The sequence below is a fragment of the Hymenobacter caeli genome (genome assembly GCF_013294115.1).
In the GTDB taxonomy this organism is placed as follows: domain Bacteria; phylum Bacteroidota; class Bacteroidia; order Cytophagales; family Hymenobacteraceae; genus Hymenobacter; species Hymenobacter caeli.
The window spans coordinates 394465-405178 of sequence record NZ_JABSNP010000003.1; the positions used below are offsets into that span (position 1 = coordinate 394465).

Sequence of the window (10714 nt, forward strand, 5' to 3'; positions counted from 1 at the left end):
TGGAAACCGGCCCCAAACATTTACGCGGGGTTGGGGTATACAGGGTCCTTACCTCTCGTAAAACCCGGGTGGCTCCGCGCCGTTCCCCCATGATGCCGCCCGAGCGGGGCCAGGGCGGGGTTTGGTGACGCTCCACCACGGCAATCTATAGGGACGAAGCCTCCCTGTTCCTGCCCTGATGCATCCCTCTTTTTCGCTCCTGGCCACCGAGCCGGGCCGCCAACGCCTCGTGGGCTTCGCCCTGCGTTTCGCCCACGGCACCCCGCTGGCCCCCGACCTGTACGAACGGCAGCTGCTGGCCGCCTTCGTGCGCGGCAGCTTCTCCCTCGACTATTTAGAAGACCGGCTGGCCACCCGGCCGGCTCCCGCTGCCCAACAGGCTATTGTTGACGGCAGTGTTTGAGGCCGCTCCGTTCTTCGCCAACGTGGCGGCCGCCAGTCCCCACGTGCAGTTCGTGTACGACCTGGCGGCCGGCCGCGTGGTGTTCGTCAACGCGGCCTACGAGCGGGTGCTGGGCGGCCGCCCCGACCAAGTGAACGACGAGCTGCCCGGCCTGCTCCAGCGGATTCATCCCGACGACCGGGCGTACCTGGCGCACTACTGGCGGCTGTGGCAGCGGGGCCGCGCCCGGGACGAGGTAGAAATTCGTTTGCAAATGGCCGGCGAGCCGGACCAGTGGTTTTGCCTCACCCCGTACTACGAGGCCACGGCCGGCGGCGGGGCGCTGCTCGGGGGCACGCTGCGCGACACCAGCGTGCTCAAGCGCTACCAGGAAAACGCCGACCGGTTCAACAGCCGCAAAAACGCCACGCTCGAAATCCTGTCGCACGATTTGAGCGGGGCCTTCATCATGGTGCAGCAAATAGTGCAGTACCTGGGCGAGGAGGTGCCGGTGCCGGCCGGTAGCCGGGTGCCGGAAATGCTGCGGGTGCTGGAAGAAACCAGCCGCGAAAGCGTGAAGTTGATCCGCGACTTCGTGAGCCTGGAGTTCCTGGCGGCGGCCGGCACCGACCTGAAACGGAGCCGGGTGGACGCGGGGGCCGTGCTGCGCGAGCCGCTGGACCAGCTGCAGCGGGCGCAGGCGCTGCTGGGCCACCGGGTGGAGTACGCGCTGCCCGCCGCGCCGGTGTACGCCGCCCTGGACGTGAACAAGTTCACCCAGGTGCTCATCAACCTGGTGGCCAACGCCGTCAAGTTCACGCCCGACGGGGGTACGGTGTGGGTGAGCGTCGACGCCGGGCCCGACGGGGTGCGCGTGCAAGTGCGGGACGAGGGCATCGGCATTCCGGCCGACTTGCAGCCCCACTTGTTCGAGCGCTTCACCAAAGCCCGGCGGCCGGGCCTGCGCGGGGAGCCGTCCACGGGGCTGGGCCTGGCCTTGTGCAAAACGATTGTCGAGTGGCACGGCGGCACGCTGTCCTTCACCAGCGCCGAGGGGCAGGGCAGCACGTTCACCGCGACGGTGCCGCAAGTGCGGTAGCGCCGGCGCGGCTGGCCCCGGGGGTGCGGGGCGCGGCCAAACCCCGGCGGCCCGCACCCCCGGGGCCCGGCCGGCCGTACATTGGCCCCATGCCCCGTCCGCGCTTTCCCACCCGCCTGCAATACTTTTTCTTCGGGGCCGACTTTTCGAGTGGGCTGCGCACGGCCGTGGCCATCCTGCTGCCGGCGGCGCTGGGGGCCCAGTTCGGGCAGTTCGACCTGGGCCTGACCATGGCCACCGGGGCGGTGTGCGTGAGCGTGCCCGATACGCCGGGCCCCGCCAGCCACCGCCGCAACGGCCAGCTCGCGGCCCTGGCGCTGGTGTTCGCGGTGGCCTTGCTCACGGGCTACGCGGCCCCGGTGCGCTGGCTGCTGGGCCTGGAGGTGGTGGCCCTGAGCTTCGGGCTGAGCATGCTGCTCGTGTGGGGGGCCCGGGCCGGGGCCGTGGGCACGGCCGGCTTGCTGGCCCTGGTGCTCACGCTGGCCCACCCGGCGGCGCGGCCGGCGCTGGTGCTGCCCCACGCGCTGGCCCTGGCCGCGGGGGCCGCCTGGTACGGGCTGCTGGCGCTGGTGCTGAACTGGGTGGGGCCCTACCGGGCGGCCCAGCAGGCGCTGGGCGAGAGCATCCACGCGCTGGCCGGCTTCCTCAACGCCAAGGCCGATTTCTACCGCACCCGCACCAACCTGGCCGACGACTACCGCCGCCTGGTGGCCCGCCAGGTGGCCGTGAGCGACACCCAGGAGGCCGTGCGGGCCGTGCTCTTCCGCAGCCGCCAGGTGGTGAACGAGTCCACGAGCACCGGCCGCCGCCTCGTGCTCACCTTCGTGGACCTGGTGGACTTGTACGAGCGGGCCACGGCCGTATTCCTGGACTACGAAGCCCTGCGGCGCGACTTCGGCGGGAGCGGGGTGATGGACGAAATTGCCCAGCTGCTGCGACGCCAGGCCGCCGCCCTCGACCGCCTGGGGGCCGCCGTGCAGGCCAACCGCGCGCTGGCCGGGCCCCCGCCCGATTTCCTGCCCGCCCTCGACGCCATCAAGGCCCACCTCGACGCGCTGGGGGCTCGGGCGGGCGGGCCCAGCGTGTGGCCCCTGAAGAAAACGCTCGTCACCCTGCGCGACCTCAGCCGCCGCCTCACCGACATGGGGCGCTACTTCGACGCCCGCCTCGGGCCCGGGGCGGCCCCCGCCGTGCCCGAGCGCGCCGCCCAGCACGGGCAGTTCGTGGCCAGCCAGGCCTGGGAGCCGCGGGCGTACTTCCAGAACTTCACCCTGCAGTCGTCGGTGTTCCGGCACTCGCTGCGGGTACTGGTGGCCAGCGGGTTGGCGTTTGGCGTGTCGGAGCTGCTCTGGCACGGGGCCCACAGCTACTGGATTCTGCTCACGGCCACGGTGCTGCTCAAGCCCGGCTTCAGCCTCACGCGGCAGCGCAACGAGCAGCGGGTGCTGGGCACACTGGGCGGCGGCCTGCTGGGCCTGGCCGTGCTGGCCGCCATCGGCAGCAACGACGCGCGCTTTGCCGTGCTGGTGGTGTTTGCCGTCGTGGCCTACTCGTTTCAGCGGCTGAGCTACGTGGTGTTCGTGGTCTTCCTCACGGCCTACCTCATCATCATGTACGGGCTGCTGAAGTTCGAGTACCTGAACGTGCTGCAAGAGCGGGTCATCGACACGGTTATCGGCAGCGCCATTGCCTTTGGCACCGGCTACTTCCTGTTTCCGCGCTGGGAAGCCACCGACCTGCCCGGCCTGATGGCCAAGGTGTTGCGGGCCAACCTGGCCTACCTGCACCAGGTGACGGCCCGCCTGGCCGCCCCCGCCGGCCCCGACCGCACGCCCTACCGCCTGGCCCGCAAAAACGCCTACGTGGCCGCCGCCAACCTCGCCGCCGCCTTCCAGCGGATGCTCTCCGAGCCCAAGCGCACCCACCGCCAGCCCACCGCCGTGTTCGAGTTCGTGGTGCTGAACTACACCCTGGCCGCGGGCATCGCCGCCCTGGCCGCCGCCGACCCGGGCCCCGAATTCACGGCTGCCACCCGGCGGGCCCTGGTGAGTGCCCAGGCGGCCCTGGCGGCGGCCCTGCGCACCCTCGCCCCCGACGCCCCGCCCGAAGTGGCCGCCGACACCCCGCCCGCCGCCGCTGCCCCCGACGACCCCGCCTGGCGCGAGCAGCTGGCCTTCCTGCAAAAAGTGAGCGGCGACATCAGCAAGGCCGCCGCGGCCGCGGTGGCAGCCATTGGGGCCCCGGAACCCCCCGCGGCTCCCGCCCCGGCGCGCGAATCATTGGGGACTGCCGGCGCGTAGAAGCCGGGCACCCCGCCGCCGCTTGTTCATGAAAAATCTTGCCTGGCTGCTGCTGGCCGGCCTCCCGCTGGCCGCCGCCGCCCAACCCCGCCCGCCTTATGTCCGTCCCGCTTGTGCTGGCCTGATGTTCGTTTCGACCGATAACAATTGCGCCCAGGCTGTTGAGCTGGCGAGGCGCGACGTGCGGGCCAATACGTTGTCTTTAGTGCTGGTCAGCGGAGAAGCGCCAGTGATTTTCACCGCCGATTCCATATTGGAGAGGCAATTCAAGGTGCAATATTTTGAGGAAGGGTGTGTCGCCCCTGCTAAGTCATGCGTAGTGGCTTACAACCACTTCGTCTTCGACCAGTTGCAGGCCACTTACGGCGATACGTGGCGGCGCAAAGTGCGCAGAGACGTGGTTGGTTTGAAGGAATGGATGCGAAAGCGCTAGCGCATCGTTCCGAACATTTAGCAGCCGTAAACGCCCTGCCAACGCCTCAAAGCAGCGGGTATCTACGCTGACGCGCCGAGGCGCGGAGTGCTGCCTCGTTCAGAAACACTCGCCAAAATAATTGCCGTTTATGATCCGGTTCACCCGTATTCACCACCTGCTGCTGGGCGTGCCGGTGGGGGCCCTGGCCGCGGCCCGCGCCTTCTACGGCGGGGTGCTGGGGCTGCCCGAGGCCCCGCGGCCGCACCCCGCGGCCACCATCTGGTACGTGGTGGGCGGCATCGAGCTGCACCTCCAGGAGGTGGCGGAGCCCGTGGGTCCGCGCTCGAAGCCGCACCCGGCTTTCGAAGTGGCCGACTTGGCCGGGGCCCGGCAGGAGCTGGCGGCGCGGGGCGTGGCCATCGAGCCGGCCTCCGTCCTCCCCGATGGGCGGCAGCGCTTCTTCGTCCGCGACCCGTTCGGCAACCGGCTGGAGCTGTTGCAGCTGGCCTGATCGGGCCCCAGCCCGCCCGGCCCCAACCCTTGCCGCCGGCCGCCGTTGTTACCACCTACCTTTTTCCCATTTGCATGGAGCCGCACGCCCTGATTCGCACCGCCTACGCCGGTTTCAACGCCCGCGACATTCCCGCCGTTCTGGCTACTTTTCACCCGCGGGTGCGTTGGGCCAAGGCGTGGGAGGGCGACTACGCCACGGGCCACAACGAAGTGCGGGCCTACTGGCTGCGGCAGTGGCTGGAGCTGAGCCCGCGGGTGGAGCCCACCGGCATCCGGGAGCTTGCCGATGGCCGGCTCGAAGTAGCCGTGCACCAGGTCGTGCACGACATGCAGGGGCAGCTGCTGTTCGATGGCCCGGTACTGCACCTCTACACCCTGCAAGACGGATTGCTCAAGCAGATGGACATCGGGCAGGTATTGCCGGCCTAAAAATGACGGTAATGTGCTGTCGAGCAAGGGTTGAGCATTTCGGCGTGTTCTCTGCGCTGCTGGCTGCCCGGGCCCGGGCGGGGGCCCGGGCGGGCGCACCGGGCGTGGCGGCGGCGCGTTTAAGGGGGCGGGGCCTACGGCCTGGGGGCCGCCTTTCCCAGCTCGCCCAGCCGCCGGCCCTGCTGCCTGCCTTGCAAAGGGTTTTTGGCGAAACCGACCATTTGCGAGGCGTAAATGCCCGTGTGGCCCGAAAACAGGTAGGCCATCACGCAGCTCAGGCCCAGGTACACGCCGGCGCGGGCCCCGAACAGCTCCAGGCCCATCAGCAGGCAGGCCAGGGGCGTGTTGGCCGCCCCCGCAAACACGCCCACGAAGCCCATGGCCGCCAGCAGCGCCACCGGCAGCGGGAGCACCCCGGCCAGCGCCGAGCCCAGCGCCGCCCCGATGAAAAACAGCGGCGTTACCTCCCCGCCCTTGAAGCCCGCGCCCAGCGTGAGGGCCGTCAGCACCAGCTTTAGGGCAAAATCCTGGGCCCCCAACGGGTGCTGAAACGCCTCCACAATGACCGGCACGCCGAGGCCGGCGTAGCGCATGGTGCCCAGGGCCCCCATGGCCGCGGCCACCAGCACGCCGCCCACCACCGGCCGCAGCGGCGGGTATTTTAGCCGGCTGAAAACCCGGGAGATGCCGTGCGTGAGGGTGGCGAAAAACCGCGCCGCCAGCCCGAACAGGGCCCCCGCCAGCAGCGTGCAGCCCAGCCCGGTGGCCGTGAGCGGCAGGGCCCCCAGCGCCGGGTACGGCGTGTGGCCCACGCCCCAGGCGCGCGTCACGGCATCGGCCACCACGGCGGCCAGGAAGCTGGGTAAAATGGCGTCGTAGCGCACCGAGCCCAACAGAAATACCTCCAAGCCAAACACGGCCCCCGCCAGCGGCGTGCCGAACACGGCGGCAAACCCCGCGCTCATGCCTGCAATGAGCAGCAGTCGGCGCTCGCGCCGCGGCAGCCAGCGGGCCAGCTGGTCGGCCAGGGCCGCGCCCATTTGCACGGCCGTGCCCTCGCGCCCCGCCGAGCCGCCAAACAGGTGCGTGACGAGCGTGCCGCCCAGCACCAGCGGCACCAGCCGCAGCGGAATGGTTTCGCTTGGGGCGTGGATTTCGTCCAGCACCAAGTTGTTGCCCTTCACCACGCGGTTGCCGAAGCGGTGGTAGGCCAGCCCCACCAGCAGGCCGCCGGCTGGCAGCAGCGCCAAGGCCCAAGGGTGGGCTTCGCGCCAGCGCGTCACCCATTCCAACGAAACCAAAAAGCCGGCCGACGCCGTGCCCGCCAGGGCCCCCACCAGCGCCGCCAGCAGCAGCCAGCGCCCCAGAAACCAAGCCGTGGAAGTGGTGGAAAGGGCCCGCAGCCGGGCCGGCAGCGAGCGGTAGGGGGCGAAAAAAGGACGTTGGACCACGAAAGCAAACGCTACGATGAACTACCCGGAGCGGCCCCAGCGGCCGGCCGTTTTGTAGGAATCATCAGCGCAGCGCACAAAGCGCCGGCGGTTCGCGGTGGAAATCCATCACCGTTGCCGGGCGAAGATACGGACCCGGGGCGACGAAGTTGCCCGGCCCGGCCCGGCGGCTCTCCGTCCTCCGGTAAGCCAGCGCCGTTTTGAAGTTGGTGCACGCTACCCGTTGCCGGCGCATCGACCAACTCCGAAATGGCGCTAGTCTTTCTTCTTGCGGCCCCCGCCGCCGGGCTTCTTGCCGCCGCCGTTCTGCTTGTTCACGGTGGCCCAGGCGCGGGCCTCCGCTTCGGCGTCGGGCACGCCCTGCTTTTCGTAGCCTTCCTCGATGTGCTCGGCTTGACGCTTCTGCTTGTCGGTGTACTTCGACTTATCTCCCTGGGGCACGGCGGTAAACAGTTAAAGGTGAAATAAAACCCGGGGCCCGGCAGGAGGGCCCCCGGATTTTGCTACGCAGGGGCCCCGGTGGGGTTATGGCCGGGCATTCTACCTTCGTGGGCCCGCCGTTTCATTTGCTTCGCCATGCGCCACGTTGCCGACATCCCGCACCCCGCCGTTAAAATCACGCTGCTGGCCTGGAACAGCAAGTTCCTGCTCAAGCTGGAGCAGGGCAACCTGGAGCAGACCTACAAAGTGGCCGAGCTGGACCTGCTGACCGGCACCGACGCCGAGGCCCGCGAGCTGCTCGACGACGAGTTCCTGGCCGCCGCCATCGGCCGCTTCCAGGCCATGCGGGCCGATTTGCAGGCCGCCTTCGACCGCCACGAGCTGCGCTAGGCGGCGCGGGGACTACCTTGCGGCCCATTCGTCTCTAACCTTTTCGCTTATGCTTCAGCGCTATTGCTTGCTGCTGAGTTGCCTGGCCGCGCTGCTGGCCACGGCCCCCGCCACCGCCCAAACCTACGACGTGCGCACGAGCACCGTCAACTACGACCGCCGCGAGCGGGCCGCCCTCAAGGTGCAGGTCGAGAGCAGCGCCAGCTGGCTGCGCGACTATTTCCAGGATTGGATGAAGGACAACTACGCCATCAAGTTCAAGGGCGGCGGGGTGCTCGGCGTCGGCGGCAACAAAACCGACCCGCTCAAGGCCAAGCAAACCCCGGCTTCCACCATTTCGGGCAAGCTCGTGGACCTCTACGCCACCACCGTGGCCCCCACCGACTCGGTGGCCGAGCTGGCCGTGTTCGGAGCTTTCGACAACACCTCGTTTTTCGACCCCGACCGGACACCGGCCGAGTTCAACGCGCTGCGCACCATCACCCAAAGCTTCGCCAACGCCGCCCGCCTCAAAATCTACCGCGAGCGGGTGGCCGAGGCCGAAGACCTGCTAAAGAAGGCCGACAAAGAGAAGGACCGCCTCGAAAAAAGCACAAGCTCGGCCCGCTCGAACACGGCCAATAACCTGTCCAAAATTGAGTCGCTGATCAAGCAAAACGCGGCCAACCGCCTGCAAATCAGCCAGGATTCGTCGGCGCTGCTGCTCAACGTAGATGCGCGCGCGGCGGCGCTCAGGCGCTTGCAGCAGCGCCAGGCCCGCCTCATGGGCCTCGAACGCAAATAACCCGCGCCGTGGATTCTTCGCTCGAAACCGCCCTCGCCGCGCTGCGCCAGCTCCGGCAAGACCGCCAGAACGGCCTGATTACCGACCGCGACTACGACCGCCGCATCGCCACCCTGTTGCAAGGCCAAAACGCGCCCGCCCTGCTGGCCCTGCTGCAGGCCGAAGGTGGCCTGCCCGCGCCGCCGCCCGTAGTCGCTTCGCCGATAGCTGCCCCACCGGCGCCCCCGGCGCCCGCGCCCCCCGCGGCGGCCGCTGCGGTGCAGGCCGCGCCCGAGCCGCCGTTGGCCGCAGCTTTCGGGGGGCGGCCGGTACCGCCGATTTCCGGGCCCATTCCTTCCGCCCAGGAAGACGAAGCCGCCGCCGAGTTGGGGGCCCCGGCCAGCTCCTCCACGCTGAATTATGTACTGCTTGGCGGCGGCATTCTGCTGTTAACCCTGCTGGTGGTGTACTTGATGAGCGGCCAGCGCCCTTCCGAACACCTCACCAGTGCCAGCCGCACCGCCGCCGACACCACGGCCGCCGCCCCCGAGGTGGGCCCCCAGGCCCCGCAGCTGGCGCTGCCGCCTGTAGCCGCGCCCGAAACGGTGCGGGTATTCCCCAAAACAATCCCCGCCCCAGCAGTCGATAGCACCGCCGGTGCCGCCGGTGCCGCCCCTGCCACCCGACCGGCCCCGGCGGCCGACAGCGCGGCGGCAAGCCCCGCCGCTCCGGCTGCCAGCGCCCCCGCCGAAACCGATGCCGCGGCCGAGCAAGCCGTGCGCACCGCCCTGGCCAGCTACTACGCCGACCTGCAAGCCGCGCCCTTCGATGCCGGGGCCCACTTCGCGCCCGCCATCGAGCGGTTCCTGACGCTGCGGGCCACCACGCCCGCCGCCATCGCCGATAACCTGGCGGCCAACCACTTCCCCGAGTTTCAGGACTACCAGGCCCGCCCCGCGCCGGGCTCGCTGCACGTAAGCCCGCCGGCCGCCGACGGGTCGCGCACTGCCACCTACGTCGAGGTGGCCCGCTCGTTCCGGCCGTCGCTCCAGCAGCACCAGCAAACGCGCACCCGGGTGCGGGTGCGCTTCACGCCCGACTACAAAATTGATTACCTGCGCCAGGAAAACGTCCTCGAAAACACGATGACGCCGCAACAAACCCCGTGATTTCTGGTATGAGCTGGGCGGTTAACTTGTCGCCAGCGGCCCGGTAACCGCGGCCCCGCTTTCGTACCCATGCGCTTGTTTTTCTTGCCAAAAGTCTGGTTAATGCGCTTAGCCCGGTTGGGGCCCCTGGCCTTGCTATTCCTGGCCGGCTGCGTCAGCTTATTGAAGCCCGCCCGCAGCTTCACGGCCACGACTCCCGCACCGGCCCCCAACTATGCCCAGGCAAGCAGCTGGGCCGCCCTGCCCACCCGCCGCGACTCGGCCGACGCCCTGCCCCGCGCCGCCAGCCTGCGCGACGGCCAGGCCACGGCCGCCGCCGATGTGTTCTTCATCCACCCCACCAGCTACTACTGGCGCGGCCGCTGGAACGCCGACGTGGGCAACGCCCGCCTCAACCGCTACACCGACCGCACCACCATCTTCAACCAGGCCAGCGCGTTCAACGCCGCGGGCCGCGTCTACGCCCCGCGCTACCGGCAGGCCACGCTGTACTCGTTTTTCGACAAGCAGGGCCCCGACGGCCAGCAGGCCCTCGACCTGGCCTATACCGACGTGAAGGCCGCCTTCCAGTACTACCTCGCCCATTACAACCAAGGCCGGCCCATCATCATCGCTGGCCACAGCCAGGGCGGTACCCACGCCACGCGCCTGCTCCACGACTTTTTCGACCACGACCCCGCCCTGCGCAAGCGCCTCGTGGCCGCCTACCTTATCGGCTGCCAGGCGAAAACCAACGAGTACCAAACCATCCGCCCCTGCCCCGATTCGCTGGCCACCGGCTGCTACGTGGCCTGGAATACCTCCGACCGCGGCTTCGACTACCCGCCCTACTACGGCCTGGCCGCCACCAACCCCCTCACCTGGGCGCTCGACACGCTCCGGGCCCCCGCCGCCCTCAACCGCGGCGGCGTTGGCCCCGACATGAAGCGCGTCGATGCCCACGTCACCGACGCCCAAGTTCACCGCGGCATTCTCTGGATTACCCCGCCCAAAGTCCCCGGCTACCCCCGCTTTTTCCTCCCCGGCTACCCCGAGCTGCACCACTCCTTCCACGCCGCCGATATCGGCCTATTTTATATGAACATCCGGGAGAATGCGGCGGCGCGGGTGCAGGCGTGGACGAGGTAGTAATGCATTTCAGTCACGCTGATACTAAAATGTCGATTAGGTATCCCATAGGTATAGCAGCCCCCACTACAAAACTCAGAGCAAACTGCCGTTTTCCCTTAGCCAGTAAATACAGTAGCAGCACAATGTTAATTACGAGTACTCTACCCTACTAAAATTTGAGGCATAAAAACGGGGCGGCCCGACCTTTGGAGTTCCTACACAGCCAAACTCGTTCCGCCCCGTGAAGCAAGG

At 68.9% G+C, this 10714-nt stretch carries 12 protein-coding genes and 1 riboswitch; of the genes, 10 read left to right on the plus strand and 2 right to left on the minus strand.

Annotated elements, in window-relative coordinates; translation table 11 throughout:
• Positions 1-178 precede the first annotated feature (178 nt).
• The 6 genes from HNP98_RS05170 (at position 179) to HNP98_RS05195 (ending at position 5138) form a co-directional block, all read left to right on the plus strand.
• The gene (locus HNP98_RS05170) at positions 179-403 is read left to right on the plus strand and encodes a hypothetical protein (protein ID WP_173808964.1); all 225 of its coding nucleotides are present in this window, start codon (positions 179-181) and stop codon (positions 401-403) included.
• On the plus strand, positions 396-1481 hold the full coding sequence (locus HNP98_RS05175) for a sensor histidine kinase (protein ID WP_317171047.1): 1086 nt from the start codon (positions 396-398) through the stop codon (positions 1479-1481). Before HNP98_RS05170 ends, HNP98_RS05175 begins: the two co-directional genes overlap by 8 nt.
• Positions 1482-1570: 89 nt before the next feature.
• Positions 1571-3781, plus strand: coding sequence for an FUSC family membrane protein (locus tag HNP98_RS05180; RefSeq protein ID WP_173808966.1), 2211 nt, complete (start codon positions 1571-1573; stop codon positions 3779-3781).
• A 28-nt stretch (positions 3782-3809) separates the two neighbouring features.
• Positions 3810-4214: an FEKKY domain-containing protein gene (locus HNP98_RS05185; protein WP_173808967.1), complete on the plus strand. Its 405-nt coding sequence runs from the start codon at positions 3810-3812 to the stop codon at positions 4212-4214.
• Positions 4215-4344: 130 nt separating this feature from the next.
• Positions 4345-4707 carry a VOC family protein gene (locus tag HNP98_RS05190; protein ID WP_173808968.1) on the plus strand — a complete coding sequence of 121 codons (363 nt, stop codon included), beginning with the start codon at positions 4345-4347 and terminating at the stop codon, positions 4705-4707.
• 74 nt (positions 4708-4781) lie between these two features.
• A complete protein-coding gene (locus HNP98_RS05195; protein ID WP_173808969.1) occupies positions 4782-5138 on the plus strand; it encodes a nuclear transport factor 2 family protein in 357 nt (118 codons plus the stop codon).
• A gap of 134 nt (positions 5139-5272) precedes the next feature.
• Here HNP98_RS05195 and HNP98_RS05200 read toward each other — a convergent pair whose 3' ends face one another.
• Together HNP98_RS05200 and HNP98_RS05205 are read right to left on the minus strand one after the other, a co-directional pair.
• Positions 5273-6589, minus strand: coding sequence for a chloride channel protein (locus HNP98_RS05200; RefSeq protein WP_317171046.1), 1317 nt, complete (start codon positions 6587-6589; stop codon positions 5273-5275).
• 48 nt (positions 6590-6637) lie between these two features.
• A riboswitch (Fluoride riboswitch) is annotated at positions 6638-6711 on the minus strand.
• A gap of 133 nt (positions 6712-6844) precedes the next feature.
• Positions 6845-7030 (minus strand): hypothetical protein, encoded by a 186-nt coding sequence (locus tag HNP98_RS05205; RefSeq protein ID WP_173808970.1) that lies wholly within the window; start codon positions 7028-7030, stop codon positions 6845-6847.
• 135 nt (positions 7031-7165) lie between these two features.
• On the opposite strand from HNP98_RS05205, the gene HNP98_RS05210 reads away from it, so the two are divergent.
• The 4 genes from HNP98_RS05210 to HNP98_RS05225 all read left to right on the plus strand — a co-directional run bounded on the left by HNP98_RS05210 (position 7166) and on the right by HNP98_RS05225 (position 10480).
• The gene (locus HNP98_RS05210; RefSeq protein ID WP_173808971.1) at positions 7166-7420 is read left to right on the plus strand and encodes a hypothetical protein; all 255 of its coding nucleotides are present in this window, start codon (positions 7166-7168) and stop codon (positions 7418-7420) included.
• Between the two features lie 49 nt (positions 7421-7469).
• The gene (locus HNP98_RS05215; protein WP_173808972.1) at positions 7470-8204 is read left to right on the plus strand and encodes a hypothetical protein; all 735 of its coding nucleotides are present in this window, start codon (positions 7470-7472) and stop codon (positions 8202-8204) included.
• An 8-nt stretch (positions 8205-8212) separates the two neighbouring features.
• Positions 8213-9352: a hypothetical protein gene (locus HNP98_RS05220; RefSeq protein ID WP_173808973.1), complete on the plus strand. Its 1140-nt coding sequence runs from the start codon at positions 8213-8215 to the stop codon at positions 9350-9352.
• Positions 9353-9454: 102 nt separating this feature from the next.
• On the plus strand, positions 9455-10480 hold the full coding sequence (locus tag HNP98_RS05225) for a DUF3089 domain-containing protein (RefSeq protein WP_173808974.1): 1026 nt from the start codon (positions 9455-9457) through the stop codon (positions 10478-10480).
• Positions 10481-10714: the final 234 nt, after the last annotated feature.

Coding starts and splice junctions, on each gene's coding strand:
- HNP98_RS05170 (WP_173808964.1), top strand. CDS start 179: ATGCATCCCTCTTTTTCGCTCCTGGCCACCGAGCCGGGCCGCCAACGC.
- HNP98_RS05180 (WP_173808966.1), top strand. CDS start 1,571: ATGCCCCGTCCGCGCTTTCCCACCCGCCTGCAATACTTTTTCTTCGGG.
- HNP98_RS05185 (WP_173808967.1), top strand. CDS start 3,810: ATGAAAAATCTTGCCTGGCTGCTGCTGGCCGGCCTCCCGCTGGCCGCC.
- HNP98_RS05190 (WP_173808968.1), top strand. CDS start 4,345: ATGATCCGGTTCACCCGTATTCACCACCTGCTGCTGGGCGTGCCGGTG.
- HNP98_RS05195 (WP_173808969.1), top strand. CDS start 4,782: ATGGAGCCGCACGCCCTGATTCGCACCGCCTACGCCGGTTTCAACGCC.
- HNP98_RS05210 (WP_173808971.1), top strand. CDS start 7,166: ATGCGCCACGTTGCCGACATCCCGCACCCCGCCGTTAAAATCACGCTG.
- HNP98_RS05215 (WP_173808972.1), top strand. CDS start 7,470: ATGCTTCAGCGCTATTGCTTGCTGCTGAGTTGCCTGGCCGCGCTGCTG.
- HNP98_RS05225 (WP_173808974.1), top strand. CDS start 9,455: ATGCGCTTAGCCCGGTTGGGGCCCCTGGCCTTGCTATTCCTGGCCGGC.